A 17,662-nucleotide genomic window follows, 5' to 3' on the forward strand; every position below is an offset into this window, starting at 1 on the left:
CGACACAGTGCCGTTCAGAATGCGGCACACTGCGCCATTGGGCAGCAGACGTGCAGGCAGGCCCGGCGCCCACATCCGCCCAGGCAAAGGGACATGCGGCCAGCAGCACTGCGGGGCCGCAGGCGGATTACGCCGGCCCGCGTTTGCCCACTGGGCGGTAGCTCGGTTTTTTGGGCCCAGTTCCCGGGCGCGGTGGAAGCCCAGTGTGCTGTGTCAACGTCTGGCCGGGCTTTGGGCTGTTTTTTTCCATCACCATCGAGGGAATCGTCAGGAACTTTTCCTTGCTGTTGCCGCTGCAACTTCCCGCCATCGGCTGGTAGGTCGGAATCAAATGGTGCTTGCCGTTGCCAATCAGGTCGGCGCGGCCCATGGCCTTGAGCGCGTCGCGCAGCAGCGGCCAGTTCTTAGGGTCGTGGTAGCGCAGGAAGGCCTTGTGCAGGCGGCGGCGCTTTTCGCCGCGCACCACGTCCACCTTTTCGCCCCGTTCATCGCGGTGCACGCCCTTGAGGGTGTTGATGCCGGTGTGGTACATGGCCGTGGCCGTGGCCATGGTGCTGGGGTAGAAGGTCTGCACCTGGTCGGCGCGAAAGCCGTTCTTCTTGAGCCAGATGGCCAGGTGCATCATGTCTTCGTCGCTGGTGCCGGGGTGGGCGGAGATGAAGTACGGGATGAGGAACTGCTTCTTGCCGGCCTCCTGCGTGTACTTCTCGAACAACTGCTTGAACTTGTCGTAGTTGCCGATGCCCGGCTTCATCATCTTGGTCAGCGGGCCGGCCTCGGTGTGCTCGGGCGCAATCTTCAGGTAGCCGCCCACGTGGTGCTGCACCAACTCCTTGACGTATTCCGGCGACTGGATGGCCAGGTCGTAGCGCAGGCCTGAGCCGATGAGGATTTTCTTGATGCCCTTGATGGCACGGCCACGCTTGTAGATCTGGATCAGCGGGTCGTGGTTGGTGGTGAGGTTCTGGCAGATGCCGGGGTAGACGCAGCTCGGTTTGCGACAGGCGGCTTCGATCTCGGGCGTGCGGCAGCCCAGGCGGTACATGTTGGCAGTGGGGCCGCCCAGGTCGGAGATGGTGCCGGTGAAGCCCTGCACCTTGTCGCGCACGTCTTCGATCTCGCGCAGGATGGAATCCTCGGAGCGGCTCTGGATGATGCGGCCCTCATGCTCGGTGATGGAGCAGAAGGTGCAGCCGCCAAAGCAGCCGCGCATGATGTTGATGGAGAAGCGGATCACTTCCCACGCGGGGATTTTCGTCTCGCCGTCGTGGCGGCCTTGCGCGTCGGCGTAGCTGGGGTGCGGGCTGCGGGCGTAGGGCAGGTCGAAGATGTGGTCCATCTCGGCCGTGGTCAGCGGGATGGGCGGCGGGTTCAGCCACACATCGCGCGCCGTGGCGCCCTCGCCATGCGCCTGCACCATGGCCCGGGCGTTGCCGGGGTTGGTTTCCAGGTGCATCACGCGGTTGGCGTGGGCGTAGAGCACGGGGTCGCTTTTGACCTGCTCGTAGCTGGGCAGGCGAATCACGGTGCGGTCTTGCGGCGGCGCCTTGCGCTTGCCCGCAAGAGCGGGGTTGGGCACGAAGTTCAGTGCGTGGGTGGTGGTGCCATTTTCAGACTGTTTTTGGCCTCTAGCGCTTACTGGCTGTGCACTAGCAGCTATCGAAACCGTAGTATCTTGCGAACTGCAGGTGCCGCCCTGCTCCGCCGCCTGCTCGCTGGTGGTCTGGTAGGGGTTGGTGTGGTCTTCCACCCGGCCCGGCTGGTCGACGTCGGTGGAGTCGATCTCAAACCAGCCCTCGGGCGAACTGCGGCGCACAAAGGCGGTGCCGCGCACGTCGGTGATGCTGCCCACTGGCTCGCGCGCCGCCAGGCGGTGCGCCACTTCGACCAGGGCGCGCTCGGCGTTGCCGTAGAGCAGCAGGTCGCACTTGGCATCCACCACGATGGAGCGGCGCACCTTGTCGCTCCAGTAGTCGTAGTGGGCAATGCGGCGCAGGCTCCCTTCGATGCCGCCGAGCACAATCGGCACGTCCTTGTACGCCTCGCGGCAGCGCTGGCTGTAGACGATGGCGGCGCGGTCGGGGCGGCGGTTGCCTTCGGCGCCGGGGGTGTAGGCGTCGTCGCTGCGGATCTTGCGGTCGGCCGTGTAGCGGTTGATCATGGAATCCATGTTCCCCGCCGTCACGCCCCAGAACAGATTGGGTTTGCCCAGCGCCTTGAAGGGCTCGGCGCTTTGCCAGTCGGGCTGGGCAATGATGCCTACGCGAAAGCCCTGGGCTTCAAGCGTGCGGCCAATCACGGCCATGCCGAAGCTGGGGTGGTCGATGTAGGCGTCGCCGGTGACGAGCACGATGTCGCAACTGTCCCAGCCGAGCTGCTCCATCTCGGCGCGGCTCATGGGCAGGTAGGGCGCCGTGCCGAAGCGCTTGGCCCAGTACGGGCGGTAGCTGGTCAGCGGCTTGGCGGCGCGCGCGAAAAAGGAAACGTCGACGGGGGCGTTCATGCAAAAGTGGTGCGCGCTCCCACGATGCCCCTAGAGGGCAGCGTCCGGCGCATTAATGGGTAACCCGCAATTTTAAGGCTACATGCCTTTTTACCGTCGCCAGGGTGCCTACGCGTGACCAAGACGCGCGGAGGCGACGAGGCCTGACATCGCCGCGAGCAACTGGCTCGCAGCGACCCGAGTCGTCAAATCGACATAACGCTACAGAGCATATACTTGCCTTTGTCAATTAATAATATGACAAAGGCAACAATGAAACCGCGAGTCGATGCTGCACCCGCTGCTGCACCCGCTGCTGCACCCGTCCCTGCCGCCGCCGTCAAAGCCGTGCGGCAGTTCAACCGCTTCATCACCCGGCGCGTCGGCGTGCTCGACCCCTATTTGGGCAGCGACCTGTCGCTGACCGACGTGCGCGTACTCTACGAACTGGCGCACCGCGATGCGCCCGTGGCGAGCGAGCTTGCGCGCGATCTGGGCCTGGATGGCGGCTACCTCAGCCGCGTGCTGCGCCGCTTTGAAGCCGCGGGCTGGATGCACCGCAGCGCCAGCGCCAAGGACGCGCGCCAACAAGTGCTCGGCCTGACCCCCTTGGGACGCGAAACCTTCGAGCCGCTGCAGCAACGCTCCCGGGACGAGGCCGCCGCACTGCTGGCGCCTCTGCCCCCGGCGCGCCAACGGGAACTGGTGAGCGCGATGGAACGCATCGAAACGTTGTTGACACCCGGAACCGACGCGCCCGTTGTCCCTCGCATGGCCATGCTGCGCGAACCGCTTCCCGGCGACATGGGCTGGGTGGTGCAGCAGCACGGCGAAACCTACTGGCGCGAGTACGGCTGGGACGCCCGCTTCGAGGCGCTGGTGGCCGACATCGCCGCGTGCTTCGTGCGCAAGTTCCAGCCAGCTTGGGAGCGCTGCTGGATTGCCGAGCTGGACGGCGAGCGTGTCGGCGCCGTGTTCGTGGTGCGCAAATCGGCCTCCACGGCGCAGTTGCGCATGCTCATCCTCTCGCCTTCGGCCCGCGGCCTGGGCCTGGGCGGACGCCTGACCGACGAGTGCCTCGCCTTCGCACGCGCCAAGGGCTACCGAAAGATGGTGCTGTGGACCAATAGCTGCCTGGTGGCGGCCCGCGCCATTTATGCCAAACGGGGCTTCCGGCTGGTGAAATCCGAGCCCTATGACGGGTTTGGGAAAAGCCTGGTGGGCGAAACCTGGTCACTCAAGCTGTAAGTCCCCGGCGGGTGCGATTCTCAGCATCCGCAAGCGGACGCAAACTCTTCCGGGATGCCTCTGCCCGGTACTGCCCCGGCCCCTGCCCTTGCCAGTGCTTGAAGGCGTGGGTAAAGGCCGGCGCATCCTGAAATCCGAGCAGGTAGGCCACCTCGGCAATCGGCAGGGCCGAGCCGCTCAGGTAGTGGCAGGCCAACTCGTGGCGCGTGGCGTCGAGCAACGTCTGGTAGGCAAGGCCTTCGTCTGCCAGGCGGCGCTGCAGCGTGCGGGTGGAGAGGTGCAAGTCCTGCGCCACGTCCGCCAACTTCACCGTGCCCCGGCCCAGTCGGCCCGAAAGGCTTTGGCGCACCTGCGCCGCAATGCCCGCATCGCGCGGGTGGCGTGCCTGCAGCAGCGCGTCCGCATGGCGCTGCAGCAGCGCTAGCACGCCCTGCTGGGCTTGGGGCAAGGGCCAATCGAGCAGTGCGGTGGGGAAGATGGCGCGGTTGGCGTCCGCGCCCCAGCGCACTTGCGCGGCGCAGGCCTGCGCGATATAGGAAGCGCTCTGCGCGTTGGCCGCATGCGTGAATTCGAGTGCAAAGCTCTCGACTGGCCGGCCCAGCAGCCACTGCGCGCAGGTCAGGATGCCGGAGAACACCGACTCGCTCAGGGCAGCCGCAGCCGCGTGGCCCGCGCAATCATTGCGCCAGGCGTACACCGCGTGGCCTCCCTCCAGAGCAAACTCCGAACGGCCCAAGTCGTGCACCAGGGATTCAAAGCGCAGCACCTGTGCCAGCGCCTCGCCGAGCGTCGCGCAGGCCAGCAGAAGGATGCCGTTGACGCCGTAAGTCGTGGGCTTGACGCTTTGCCCCAGGCGCCAACCGAATGCGGGGCCAGCGTGCTCGCAGGCGCGCGCCAGCAAATCGAGGTACTGCGCCACCGGCATGTCCGCATCGGCTGCTGCACCTCCATCCTGCGAAACGCCTTCAGCGCGCGCCAGTTCAATGAGCGTGTGTGCATACGGCGCGACGACGCGGCCCGGGAAGCTGTTTGGCGCGATAGAACAAGTGGGTGGCGGCATTGCGGAATGGCAAAGGGCGTGCGCGGGTCTACATTCGGCAGCATCCAGGCGCGGCGCGCGGCCAGAGCCTGAAAAATGTGCAAGGGAGTATGTCATGCGACGCTGGAACGGCTGGGGCGACGACGCCACTTCGATGAACCTGACCGAAAGCGCCCGCGCCATGCTGGCCGGGCGCCTGGGCCCGGGTCTGCCGGGGCAGGACGCGCGGCGCGAAAACCTGCTGGCGTGCATCCCGCCGTCGCGCCTGCCCGAGCACCCTTTGATTTCGCGCGAACCTTCGGAGCGCTTTGCCATGGCGCTCGGCGAAAGCTACGCCGACTGGATTCGCAAACGCTTTGGCGCGCTGCCCCCGGTGCCCGATGGCGTGGCGTATCCCGAATCGGGCGAGCAGGTGCGCGAACTGTTGGACTTGGCGCACGCGAACCGTTGGATGGTCATCCCCTTCGCCGGCGGCACCAGCGTGGCAGGGCACCTCGATTGCCCGGTCAGCGAACGCCCCATCCTGTCGGTGAGCCTCACGCGCATGAACCAGTTGCAGCACCTGGACACCGCCAGCCAGCTCGCCACCTTTGGCGCGGGCACGCCGGGACCGCTGGTAGAGGCGCAACTGCGTGCGCACGGCTACACGCTGGGCCATTTTCCACAGTCGTTTGAATACTCGACCGTGGGCGGCTGGGTGGTCACGCGCTCAAGCGGCCAGCAGTCGCTGCGCTACGGGCGCATCGAAGCTTTGTTTGCCGGGGGCCGCATGGAAACGCCGATGGGCCCGCTCACCCTGCCAACGTTTCCTGCTGCCAGCGCCGGACCAGACCTGCGTGAGCTGGTGCTGGGCTCCGAGGGGCGCTTTGGCATCCTCACCGAAGCCACGGTGCGCGTCACGCCACTGCCAGAGCACGAGAGCTTTCACGCCCTCTTCCTGCCCGATTGGGACCGCGCCGAAGCCGCCGTGCGTGCGCTGGTGCAGCGCAAGTTACCGCTGTCGATGCTGCGGCTGTCCAACGGCACCGAGACCGAAACCAACCTCACGCTGGCCGGGCACGAGCGGCTGGTGGGCGCCATGGAAAAGTACCTGGCCTGGCGCGGCTGCAGCGCAGGCAAATGCATGCTGATGCTGGGCGTCAGCAGCGACAAGCACACCGCCCGCCACACCCTGCGCGAGGCCCGGCGCCTGCTGGCGCACTACGGCGCTGTGTACATCGGCACCGCCATGGGCAGCAAATGGGCGGCCAACCGCTTCAAAGGCCCCTACCTGCGCAACACGCTGTGGGAGCTGGGCTACGCGGCCGACACGATCGAGACCGCGGTGGACTGGCCGCAGGTCAAACCGCTGATGCTGGCGATGGAGCAGGCCGCGCGCGACGTGTTTGCGGGCTATGGCCAGCGCGTGCACGCCTTCACCCACCTCTCGCACCTGTACCCGCAGGGCAGCAGCATCTACTCGCAGTACGTGTGGCCCATTGCACCAGGCGGCTTTGCGCCCAACTTCGAGCGCTGGCAAGCGTTCAAGGCCGCCGTGGCCAACGCCATTGCCGCGCACGGCGGCACCGTCAGCCACCAGCACGGCGTGGGGCGCGACCACGCGGCGCACCTGGTCGATGAAAAAGGCCCGCTCGGTATGGCGACGCTGGCCGAGCTGTGCCGCCACTTCGACCCGCAGGGCATCATGAATCCTGGAAAACTCTTGCAGGACGGCGGGCCATGGGCGAACACGGCTTTGCCTTCGACCGTCTAACGTCGTTGGTGCGCCTCGTCGTGCAACAGCACTGTCTTGGGCTTGCGCCTAGTGAACCGACCGAATGCAAAACCGTGTGAACCTCTTCCCGACGCGCGCTGACGCGCTTGCACGCCTGCCCGCGCAGACCTGGGACCTCGTCGTCATCGGCGGCGGCATCAGCGGCGCCGGTGTGGCGCAGCAGGCCGCGCGGCGCGGCTGGAGCGTGCTGCTGCTGGAGCAACGCGACTTTGCCTGGGGCACGTCCAGCCGCTCCTCCAAACTGGTACACGGCGGGCTGCGTTACCTCAAGGAAGGCGACCTCAAGACCACCCTGCACTCGGTGCGCGAACGCCAGCGCCTGCTGCGTGAAGCGCCGGGCCTGGTGGAGCCGCAGAGCTTTCTGTTTGCCGACTGCCCAGGCCGCAAGCCCGGCCGCTGGCTGATGCAGACCGGCCTGGTGGTGTACGACCTGATGGCTGGGCAGCGCAGCCACTACTACGCCGACCTCGCCACCGCGCAGGCGCTGGCGCCGGGCCTGGCGCCGCCGGGCCTGCGCGGTGCCCTGGTGTTCCAGGACGCCAAGACGGACGACGCCCGCCTGGTCTGGCGCGTGCTGCTCGAAGCCCGGCGCGACGGCGCCGTGCTGCTTAACTACGTGGCCGTTGAAAGCCTGACAACCGCGAACGGAAAAGTCACCGGCCTGGTGGCCAAAGACAGCCTGACCGGCCAAACCCACGCCGTGCAGGCCCGCGCCGTGGTCAACGCCACCGGCGCCTGGGCCGACCGCTTGCGCGCGGGCGTGGGCGCCGCGCCGCTCTTGCGCCCGCTGCGCGGCAGCCACCTGGTGCTGCCGTTCTGGCGCCTGCCGGTGGCGCAAAGCATCAGCTTCATGCACCCCCAGGATGGCCGTCCGGTCTTTTTCTACCCCTGGGAGGGCGCGACGCTGGTGGGCACCACCGACCTGGACCACCGCGCCGACCTGGATGCCGAGGCCAGCATCACCGCTTCGGAAGTGGCCTATTTGCTGGATGCTGTGAACGACCAGTTCCCTGCCGCGCAAATCACCGCTGCCGACATCAGCGCCTGCTATGCCGGCGTACGGCCAGTTATTGACGACGGCCAGCAGGATGCGTCCAAAGCCACGCGCGACCATGTGGTGCGCGACGAATCGGGCATGGTCACACTGGCCGGCGGCAAGCTCACCACCTTTCGGCTGATGGCGCAGGACGCGCTGGCACTGGCGGCGCCGCATGCAGGCAAGGCGTTTGAGAGGAGCGACGCCCCGCTGTTCACCCCCGCACCCCCGCTGAACCCGCGCTGGAGCCCCGCCGTGCGCCAGCGCCTCACCGCGCGCTACGGCGCGTACGCGGCCGAATGGAGCACGGGCGCCTGCGACGACCTGCACACCATCCCCGGCACCCAGACCCTGTGGCTGGAGCTGGCCATCGCAGCGCGGCACGAAGCCGTGCAGCACCTCGACGACCTGCTGCTGCGCCGCACCCGGCTGGGCATTCTTTTGCCGCGTGGCGGGCTGGACTACCTGCCGCGCATCCACCAGCTCTGCGCCCCGCACCTGGCGTGGGACGAAGCCCGCTGGGAGCTGGAGGTGGAGCGTTACCGCGCCCTCATCGCTGCGCACTACCAGCCGCCCGGCACGGCGCAGGCATTGGGGTCGGATCACGATTTCGCGCAGCGAAACTCGTGCTCTGACCCAAATGCCGGAACGGACCCCGGTCCCGGAGCGACTGCGCAGCATGCGACGCGCTAACTGGAGCCGCATTTTCTGTTCTGGCCGCATGCCTTGGCAGAGGACGGGTGCCGGGATGTGCGCCCGGCGGCGCAGTAACTTTCTCTTGCGTCGCCAAGAGAAAGTCACCAAAGAGAAGCCGACCCCGCTGTCCGTGTCCCCTGCGCTGCGCTTCGGGGCAACCTGCGATGCTCGCACCGGGCGGGGTCCGCGCAAACTCGCTGCACTGCGTTTCGCTCAAACACGCGCGGCCCTTTTTCCGCCCGGCGCTGTGCTTCTCGGCACGGACAGAGGGGATGGGGAGACCAACAGCCCTTCGGGCCATCGCTGCGCTCAGCCATGGCATGGGCGCGGCGCAGGCATTGGGGTCGGATCACGATTTCGCGCAGCGAAACTCGTGCTCCGACCCCAATCCCGGAGCGGTGGGCGCGGCGCTCCGCACCTGCCGTGAAACGTGGCGCACTACCAGCCGTCAAGCACGGAAAAATATGAATGAAATTAGCCTCTAGCGCTTATCCATAAAGCGTAAGCAGCTATCAAACCAAAAGCAAACAGGAGACACCATGCCCGCCCCCTACCTGCTCACCATCGACAACGGCACCCAAAGCGTGCGCGCCCTGCTGTTCGATCTGCACGGCAACCTGGTGGACAAGGCCCAGGTGGCGATCGCCTACCAGTCGCCCGAGCCGGGCTGGATGGAGGCCGAGGCCGAAGTGTTCTGGCAGGCGCTGTGCCAGGCCTGCCAGCAGCTGTGGCACACCACCACCATCGAGAAAAACGACATCGCCGGCCTCGTCATCACCACGCAGCGCGGCACCACGCTGGCGCTGGACGAGCACGGCCAGCCCTTGCGCCCGGCGATGATCTGGCTCGACCAGCGCCGCGCCGAACACGCCCCGCGCCTGGCCTGGTGGTGGGAGGCCGCCTTTCGCACCATTGGCATGCGCGATACCGTGCGCCACTTCCAGAAGGAAGCCGAGGCCAACTGGATTGCCCAGCACCAGCCCGACATCTGGGCGCGCACCCGCACCTATCTGCTGCTCTCGGGCTACCTCAACTACCGCTTCACCGGCCGCTTTGTCGATTCGATTGCCTCGCAAGTCGGCTACGTACCCTTCGACTACAAAAAAGGCCACTGGGCACCGCCACACGACTGGAAATGGCAGGCCCTGCCCATCACCCCCGCCATGCTGCCCGAGCTGGTGGCGGCGGGCACCGTCATCGGCCAGGTGAGCGCGCAGGCCGCGCAGGACACGGGCATCCCCGCCGGATTGAAAATGCTGGCGGGCGCCGCAGACAAGGCCTGCGAGGTGCTGGGCGCCGGGTGTTTGACGCCCGACACCGCCTGCCTCTCCTACGGCACCGCCGCCACCATCAACACCACCACGCCGCGCTACCTCGAAGCCACGCCTTTCATCCCGCCCTACCAGGCAGCAGTGCCCGGCCACTACAACACCGAGGTGCAGATCACGCGCGGGTTCTGGATGGTCAACTGGTTCAAGGAGCAGTTCGGCCTGCACGAGCAGCAGCAAGCCATGGCCGAGGGCGTGGCGCCCGAGAGCCTGTTCGACACCCTGGTGAGCGCCGTGCCGCCCGGCGCCCAGGGCCTCATGCTGCAGCCCTTCTGGAACCCCGGCATCAAGGTGCCCGGCCCCGAGGCCAAGGGCGCGGTGATTGGCTTTGGCGACGTGCACACCCGCGCCCACCTGTACCGCGCCATCCTCGAAGGCCTGGCCTACGCGCTGCGGGAAGCCAAGGAGCGGATTGAGAAGCGCGGCGGCGCGCCCATCACCTTGGTGCGCGTCTCGGGTGGCGGCTCGCAAAGCAATGCGGCCATGCAGATCACCGCCAACATCTTCAACCTGCCCTGCGAGCGCCCGCATTTGTACGAAACCAGCGGCCTGGGCGCCGCCATGATCGCCGCCGTGGGCCTGGGCCTGCACGCCGACTACGCCGCCGCCGTGGCCGCGATGGCACGCATGGGCGACCGATTCGAGCCTGAGCCGCAGCACGCACACACTTACGATCAGCTCTACCGGCGCGTGTATTGCCGCATGTACCGGCGCCTGCAGCCGCTGTACCAGGAGATCCGCGCGATTACCGGCTACCCTTCACAGGATTGACAATGGCGTTGGCGCTCCCGCCCACTTCGACCTACAGCAAGTCCATGCGTACCACCCGTTATGTCCTGATTGTTGCTGCGCTGACCGGTTTCGCCGGCACCGCCTTCGCCTGGAGCAACCACGCCATGGTGACCTACCGGGCGCTGGAACGCATGCCTGAATTGGCGACCAGCGTACAAGTGCCGGCCGAGCCCTTGGAGGGCTTTCTGAAGAACGAGGAAAAAGCCATTGCCGATCTGATGGTGACCGATGAAGCCTGGGCGCGCCAGACGCTCGACACTTACCCACCACGCCCCGAAGCGCTCGCCTTCAAGGCCGACCCGGCGCGCAGCGATGCCGAGCGCCGCAAGGCTTTCCTCGCCGCGCTGCGCATTTCGCCCGAGAGCCGGCTGGCGCTGTACGTCCAGCCCGACCCCTGGGGCCCAGCGCCCGACCCGGCGCGGCTGCTGGCGCCTACGGCCGTCAACGCACTTGAAAAACCCGAAGAGACGAGCCACGTCTTTGTGCGTATCGACCCAGGTGAACTGGTCCCAGCCCTCGCCGTGGTGGCGTCGGCCAGCGACGAACCCGACTACGGCATGGACCTGAACCTCTGGAGCGACAGCCCTTCAGAGGCCGGCCGGACCTACGGTTTCGGCGCCCTGCCCTTTGGCAACCCCACGCTGAGCTTTAGCACCCAGGCCCCGTTCCACATGGGGTTCTTCCATGAAGATGCCCTCATTTACCTGGCGGCGCCCTTCCTCAAGCGCACCTACCCTCTGCTGCGCGTGCACCAGTACACCAGCCTGGCGCGCCTGGCCTTCGACAGCGGCCACCCCTACTGGGGCTGGCGCTTCACGGGCCTGGCCATGCACTACGTTCAGGACCTGACCCAGCCCTACCACGCCAGCGTCGCGCCCGGCACCAGCGCCTTGAAGCTGATCGGCATCAACGCCCTGGCCATGGCAGGGCTGCCGAAGTGGAAAAACGAAATGATCGTGCTGCTCTCCAACCGGCATCTGGCGTTGGAGAACTACGAAAGCGCGCTGATTCGCAGCGCTGCCAAGGCACGCCAGCCGGGCGCCCTCGGGGCCGAGTTGCACGACACCAGCGCGGACGCCCACTACCCCGTCTGGTCTGGGCGCTACGTGCGCGACGTGGTCAGCAAAGAGGCCTACGACGCTGGCGCGGCGACCGACCGTGCCTTGGTCGATACGCTGCCGGAACGCTATGTCTCGGACCCCAGCTTCGACTTTGGCGTGCACTCCGCACAGATCGACCTGATCAAGGAACTCTCGGCCATCGACCCCGCGCGCCGCGCCCATCTGGACACCACCCTCGCCGAGCTGCTGGGCCATTTCGGCACCCACAGCCGGGCGCTGGTGCGCAGCATGCTCTCCAACGGGGTGCGCAAGTAAGCATGGCGCAGACGCTGGCTGCTGCCGTCCACAGCGACCTGACCATCCGGAAAAGCCGTTTCATCGGTTGCGTGCAACCCATGCAGGACCGCGCCAGCGCCCAGGCCGCCGTGGATGCGCTCTGGAAGCAGCATCCTGGCGCCACGCATATTTGCTGGGCCTTGCTGGCAGGCGGCCAATCGGCCGCGGTGGACGACGGCGAGCCCGGCGGAACGGCCGGCCGTCCCATGCTGGAGGTGCTGCGCCACCAGGATCTGGAGGGCGTTCTGGCCACCGTGGTGCGCTATTTCGGCGGTGTCAAGCTGGGCGCTGGCGGGCTGGTGCGCGCCTACACCGACTGCGTGGCCCAGGCCCTGCTGGGCGCAGAAAAAATCACGTTGCAGCGCATGGCCTGCCTGGAATGCAGCCTGCCGTATGCCCTGGAAGGCGCGGTACGGCGCGAGCTGGCCAGCGCCAGTGCCAGCCTGCTGGCCGCCGAGCACGCCAGCGTGGTGCGCCTCACGTTCACGCTGCCCGAAGGCGATGCTGCGGCGCTGATCCAGCGCCTGGCAGACCTTTCGCACGGGGCCATTGTCTGCAGCACCGTGGAAGACAACAGCATGGCTTGAAGCACGAAGACTATTGATTCGATAGCTACTAGCGCATACTCCATAAGCGCTAGAGTCACTTTTCACTAGTTTTTTTGCTGCGCCGACCCTTTCCCCATCGCCCACGCCAGCCCATAGGGAACGACTTGCGTGCGCTGCGCTGCGCCTGGCGCGGCGGCGTTGGAAGGCAATCACCAGCGCTACAGTCCTTGTGCGTTCTGCCGATATACCAACATGGATATCGCCTTGACCCATTCGCTGCTGCAGATTGCCAGCGCCAACACCCAGGCCCAGACCGCGCAAGCCGCCAATGTAGCGGTGCTCAAGAAGGCCCTTGACGTGCAGGCGACTGCGGCCGCTACGCTGCTCGACGCTCTGCCGCAGCCCCCAGCGCCCAATCTCGGACCGCTGGGCACGCAACTCGATACGTTCGCCTGAACCAAGTGTCGTGAATTGAAGGTTCGCCTCAGAAAGACGCCAAGAATTGCCGCTATGCCGCGTTGCAAATCCTCGCGATAGCTACGGCTATCGCTGTGGTTTGCGCCTTGCCTGACGACGATTTCGACGCCTTGCCTTTTTTAGCGCACCCTCAACTCACGACACCAACGCCGCCCATAATCGGCGCGCATGAATTCCCAGCACATCGACCCCGGCAGCATTACCCGCGTCGCCGGCATTGAGGTCGGCCACTTCACCGACACCCGCCGCCCCACCGGCTGCACTGTGGTGCTGGCCCGCGCGGGTGCAATCGCCGGGGTGGACGTGCGCGGCGCGGCGCCCGGCACGCGGGAGACCGATTTGCTCGCACCGGGCAACCTGGTGAATGAGGTCCACGCCATCGTGCTGTCGGGCGGCAGCGCCTTCGGCCTCGATGCCGCAAGCGGCGCCGCGCGCTGGCTGGAAGCGCACGGTGTGGGCCTGGATGTCGGCGTGGCGCGCGTGCCCATCGTGCCGGCGGCCGTATTGTTTGACTTGATGGTGGGTGACGCCAGCATCCGCCCCGACGCCGCCGCAGGCTACGCGGCCTGTGCCGCCGCCTCCAGCCAAGCGCCCGCCGAAGGCAACGTGGGCGCCGGCGCGGGCGCCGCCGTGGGCAAGCTTTTCGGCATGGCGCGCGCCATGAAGGGGGGCATTGGCAGCGCCTCGGTCACCGTCGATGGCGTGACCGTGGGCGCACTGATTGCCTGCAACGCCGTGGGCGACGTGCTCGACGCCAACACCGGCAAGGTCATCGCGGGCGCACGCACCGAGGACGGCCTGGCCTTGCTGGACAGCCGCCGCGCGTTGCTCGGCGGCGAACTGCCGCAGTCGCTGCTGCCGGGCACCAACACCACCATTGGCGTGGTCGCGACCGATGCAGTGCTCGCCGACAAGGCACAGGCGCAGCGCCTGGCGCTGGCCGCGCACGACGGCCTGGCACGCAGCATCTTCCCGGCCCACACCCAGCTCGATGGCGACACCCTCTTTGCGCTGGGCACCGGCAGGTCGGGCAGGCACCCCGGCATGCTGCTGCTGGCCGCCATGGCCGCCGAGGCAACGGCACGCGCCACGCTGCGCGCCGTGCAGGCCACGCGGTCGCTGACCACCCCGCAAGGGCTTTACCTGCCGGCCATGGCCGACTGGCTGCCGCAGAGCACATGAGAGCCCGAGCCATGCCCCAGGTTTTCCGCAACACCCTGCTCTCGCTGCGCGACCTGCTCGCGTCCGCCGGCCCCTTGGTCTTCCTGGCCATCGGTCTTCTGGCGCTGGCCTACTGGTGGCTCAACCCCACGCCCCCAAAGCAGGTCACGCTGGCCACCGGGCCCGCGCAAAGCGCCTACGAGACCTTTGGCAAACGCTACCAGCAGGCACTCGCGGTCGAGGGGATCAAGGTCGTGCTGCTGCCAAGCGAAGGCTCGTCGGCCAACCTGGAGCTGCTGCGCAGCGGCCGCGCCGACCTGGCGTTCGTGCAAGGTGGCACTGCGGATCTGCAGGAGAGCGATCGAGAAGATCTCACGTCGCTGGGCAGCCTGTTCGTTGAACCGCTGTGGCTGTTCTACCGACCTGCCTTGGCGCACCACCAGGGCCGCCCCAGGCCGCTGGACAGCTTGCGCCAACTGCGCGGCCAGCGCGTGAATGTGGGTACGGCAGGCAGCGGCGTTCCCACGCTGATGGAGAAACTGCTGGCAGCCAACGGCGTGGAACCCGGCGATCTGAAGCTCTCGCAACTCGGACAGACCGACGCCACCGTGAAATTTCTTGCGGGCAAGCTCGACGTGCTGGTGTTTGCCTCGGCGCCGGAGTCGCTGATGGTGCAGATGCTGCTGCAGACACCTGGCGTGGCGCTGATGGATTTTCCGCAGAACGAAGCCTACAGCCGGCGTTTTGCGTTTTTGAGCCCCGTCACTCTGCCCCGCGGTGTCGTGGACCTGGCGCGCGATGTGCCACCAGCCGATGTGCGGCTGCTCGCGCCCACGACCGCGCTGCTTGCACGCACGGACACGCATCCGGCCCTGCTACAACTGTTTGCGCAAGCCGGGCAGCGTTTGCACAGCGGGGCCGGCTGGTTCAACCGGGCGCGAGAATTTCCCAACACCCGGCACAGCGAGCTGCCCATTGCCGCCGAAGCCGACCGCGCCATCAACGAGCCCGTGCCGCTGCTGCAGCGCTACCTACCGTTCTGGCTGGCCAATCTGATCGAGCGCATGTGGCTGGTGCTGGGCATCTTGTTGGCGGCCCTGCTGCCGCTCTCGCGCATCGTGCCGCCGCTCTACCAGTTTCGGGTGCGCTCACGCGTCTTTCGCTGGTATGGCCGGCTGCGCGAAATTGAAAACGAGATGGAAGCCGGGCACACAACACCCGCATCGATCACCCAGGAACTGAACCGGCTGGAGGCGCAGGTCGAAAAGGTCAACGTGCCGCTGTCGTACGCCGACGAGCTGTACGCGCTGCGCAACCATATTCACCTGATCAGGCAAAAGTTGCCGCACGCTTGAGTCGCTCGTCAGGCCAAAGGCGGCGGCTCGTTGCCTTGCGGCTTGGCCGCGCTGCGCAAGGCTTGCTCGGTCGCGGGCAGCGCGTCCATCAGCCGCAGAGCGCCACCAGCCACCAGTTTGTCGCGCATGCGTCGCGTCATGGACTGCGTGCTGCCATCTGGCGCGGTAAACAGAAACAGCGTGTTGTGCGGGCTGCACCATGTGAGCTGGGTGCGCATCAATTTGCCCGAGGTGACCAATTCCACCCAGGCGCCCATGACAAAGCCGTCGCTCTCGGGTGGCCGAGGGGCCGGCGCGTCCTCCTGCTGCACCTCGGGCTCTGCCATCGGCTCGGGCCCGTACAGGGACGTCACGCTGTCGCCATCGTTTGCAGCGCCCTGCTCCAGGTCACCCGGACCTCCGTCCTCCGGTACAGACGCTTGCGGCAACTCGAAATCTGGCGGCCTGGCTGCCAAGGAGAGGCGGTGCAATTGCGCGAGGCGCGCCAAAAACGCGTCGATCTCTTCGCGTGGGTGGCCAATGTTTTCGAGCTCGGTGCGCAAGCGTACCGGCAGCAGCATGGTGGCTTCGTCCAATCGGTCGGGGTGCTCGCATGCGAGGTCCGGCTGCACACTCCAGAGCAGCAAGGGGACCAAAGCCAGTGCACTTGCGGCCTGTGGGCTGCGCTTGCCCTGTGCGTCCAGCGGCGCGGCAGCCACCACTTCCACCCAAGGGCCCAGCACAAAATCGGTGATGTCCTGGGGCGCACCTGGAAACTCAGGCAGCGCACCGATTTCCGCGGCCACGCGCTCAGCGCGCATCTCACGCTCTTCCGCCAGCAGCAGGGCCTGCTTCTCGCGCTCCTGGCGGGCCTCAAGCTTCTTTTGCTGCGCCTCCCATGCCGCCTGCAAGGCACGCCGCACGGTTTCAAACGGAGCGGCACTGGTGATCTCTGACTTGCTCAAGTGGGCAACGGCCTGATCGATCAACCGCATGAAGCGGCTAAAGCCCGGCGCCTCCACATGCGTGTACGCCAGGCTGCGCTGGGTGATCTCATCCAGCAAACGGCGGGCTGGGTGGTTGGCATCGCTGAAAAAGCGCGAATCGTGGCGGATCAGCTTGCGAATGGCTGGTTCGAGGTTTTGCACCGCCTGCTGCACCGGCGGCAACAGGCGCGCATCCTGCGAGATATTTTCCACCATGCGTGCGACAACCTCCGCGCCCCTGGGCGCCGCCTCGGCAGCGCCATACAAAGAGGCCTGGCCGGTGCGCGGCGCGCCTTGCCCGCTGTGCAGGTAGGCTGACTGGCTGTTCGCCAGGCGCCCTACCAGGCGCTCAAGCTGCGCGATGTCTTCGATCGCCTCCGACGCGCCGGCCGGCGCGTAGCGGTCGAATCCCTGCGGAGAAGGCGCCTGCTGCCCACCCGCGTAAACGGAACCCGCAGATCCCGTTGGCGCATAGAGCTCCTGGTACGGGTCGCCTGCGCCGGCCAGCATTTGCCGAAGAATGCTGACCGTCAGCAATGCCTCCTGGCCACTGGGCGCATAGCCCGAAGCCCCCGCCTCCTGGTAGCCCACAGGTGCCGCCTGGCTGCCGGCCCAGGCAGAAGCGGTCGCCCAGCCCGAGCGCACCTCCCCCGCGCCCGGTCCGTACCAGCCACTGCCAGGCGCGCCCTGCGGGTAAGCGGGCTGCTGCGGTACGCGCGCGCCCCAACCCACCTGCTCAACGCCATGTTCGCGCAAACCTTTCACCGCGCGCTCGTATACCCCAACCAACTGTTGGCTCAGGTAGGGCCGCATATGCTGCATCCACGCCTCGCGCATCGGCGCGATGACTTGCGTGTCGGCGATGGCGCGCTGCAGCGCGCGAATGTAGTTCTCAGGCCGCAGCGGGTTGCGCTCCGGCTGCACGCGTGGCAAACCCTGGGCCGCGCTGACCAGGCCATTGAGCTCCGACAAGATGGCGTCCGTGGTATGCAGCGCCATCTGCTGCGCCCGGGAGAGTTCGACCTGGGCCTGGACTTCATCGTCGTCCACCAAGGTGAGTTCACCGAAATCCAGTGCGCTGGACGCTGCGGGCTTGGAAGCAGGCGCCCCCGAGCCATCGGCAAACAGCTCCAGCAGCACCATCGGGTACGCCTTGTTCAGGCCCGCGTGGTGCTCGCGCAGCAGCTTCTGCGCCTCATGCGCGAGATCGCGCTTGGCGATGGCCCGGGTTTCGGATTCCTGCTTGGCCAGCTCGTCCAGCGTGAACTTGACGAGCTGGTCCATCAACGTCTCGCCTTCCCGCACGGCCGTGACCACACAAGCCCGAAGTACCGCTCTGGAACGAACCGCAGACAGAGTCATGT

At 66.9% G+C, this 17,662-nt stretch carries 12 protein-coding genes; 9 read left to right on the forward strand and 3 right to left on the reverse strand.

Translation table 11 applies throughout. From position 1 onward, the window contains the following. Positions 1-127: 127 nt before the first annotated feature. The gene (locus tag D3F03_RS02135; RefSeq protein WP_119107710.1) at positions 128-2,503 is read right to left on the reverse strand and encodes a YgiQ family radical SAM protein; all 2,376 of its coding nucleotides are present in this window, start codon (positions 2,501-2,503) and stop codon (positions 128-130) included. Positions 2,504-2,755: 252 nt separating this feature from the next. On the opposite strand from D3F03_RS02135, the gene D3F03_RS02140 reads away from it, so the two are divergent. After that, positions 2,756-3,730 (forward strand): bifunctional helix-turn-helix transcriptional regulator/GNAT family N-acetyltransferase, encoded by a 975-nt coding sequence (locus tag D3F03_RS02140; protein WP_119107711.1) that lies wholly within the window; start codon positions 2,756-2,758, stop codon positions 3,728-3,730. Here D3F03_RS02140 and D3F03_RS17115 read toward each other — a convergent pair. Then, a complete protein-coding gene (locus tag D3F03_RS17115; protein ID WP_158606124.1) occupies positions 3,720-4,790 on the reverse strand; it encodes an AraC family transcriptional regulator in 1,071 nt (356 codons plus the stop codon). The genes D3F03_RS02140 and D3F03_RS17115 overlap by 11 nt on opposite strands. Before the next feature lie 94 nt (positions 4,791-4,884). On the opposite strand from D3F03_RS17115, the gene D3F03_RS02155 reads away from it, so the two are divergent. From D3F03_RS02155 to D3F03_RS02190, 8 genes are all read left to right on the forward strand, one after another. Next, a complete protein-coding gene (locus tag D3F03_RS02155) occupies positions 4,885-6,522 on the forward strand; it encodes an FAD-binding oxidoreductase (RefSeq protein ID WP_119107713.1) in 1,638 nt (545 codons plus the stop codon). Positions 6,523-6,598: 76 nt separating this feature from the next. Next, the gene (locus tag D3F03_RS02160) at positions 6,599-8,272 is read left to right on the forward strand and encodes a glycerol-3-phosphate dehydrogenase/oxidase (RefSeq protein ID WP_245960468.1); all 1,674 of its coding nucleotides are present in this window, start codon (positions 6,599-6,601) and stop codon (positions 8,270-8,272) included. 542 nt (positions 8,273-8,814) lie between these two features. Beyond that, complete coding sequence (locus D3F03_RS02165) at positions 8,815-10,374, forward strand: FGGY-family carbohydrate kinase (protein WP_119107715.1); 1,560 nt, start codon at positions 8,815-8,817, stop codon at positions 10,372-10,374. A 2-nt stretch (positions 10,375-10,376) separates the two neighbouring features. Further along, positions 10,377-11,771: a phospholipase gene (locus D3F03_RS02170; protein WP_119107716.1), complete on the forward strand. Its 1,395-nt coding sequence runs from the start codon at positions 10,377-10,379 to the stop codon at positions 11,769-11,771. Between the two features lie 2 nt (positions 11,772-11,773). Further along, positions 11,774-12,379: an IMPACT family protein gene (locus D3F03_RS02175; RefSeq protein WP_119107717.1), complete on the forward strand. Its 606-nt coding sequence runs from the start codon at positions 11,774-11,776 to the stop codon at positions 12,377-12,379. Positions 12,380-12,592: 213 nt separating this feature from the next. Further along, positions 12,593-12,796, forward strand: a complete 204-nt coding sequence (locus D3F03_RS02180; RefSeq protein ID WP_119107718.1) for a YjfB family protein — start codon at positions 12,593-12,595, stop codon at positions 12,794-12,796. Positions 12,797-12,985: 189 nt separating this feature from the next. Continuing rightward, positions 12,986-13,999, forward strand: a complete 1,014-nt coding sequence (locus D3F03_RS02185; protein ID WP_119107719.1) for a P1 family peptidase — start codon at positions 12,986-12,988, stop codon at positions 13,997-13,999. Between the two features lie 11 nt (positions 14,000-14,010). Next, a complete protein-coding gene (locus D3F03_RS02190; protein ID WP_119107720.1) occupies positions 14,011-15,333 on the forward strand; it encodes a TAXI family TRAP transporter solute-binding subunit in 1,323 nt (440 codons plus the stop codon). An 8-nt stretch (positions 15,334-15,341) separates the two neighbouring features. Here the strand turns inward: D3F03_RS02190 and D3F03_RS02195 are convergent, their stop codons facing one another. Further along, entirely contained in the window at positions 15,342-17,660 is a 2,319-nt protein-coding gene (locus tag D3F03_RS02195; RefSeq protein WP_119107721.1) for a DUF1631 family protein, read from the reverse strand. Positions 17,661-17,662 lie beyond the last annotated feature (2 nt).

Source organism: Simplicispira hankyongi, from assembly GCF_003570885.1.
GTDB classification, from domain to species: Bacteria; Pseudomonadota; Gammaproteobacteria; order Burkholderiales; family Burkholderiaceae_C; genus Simplicispira; species Simplicispira hankyongi.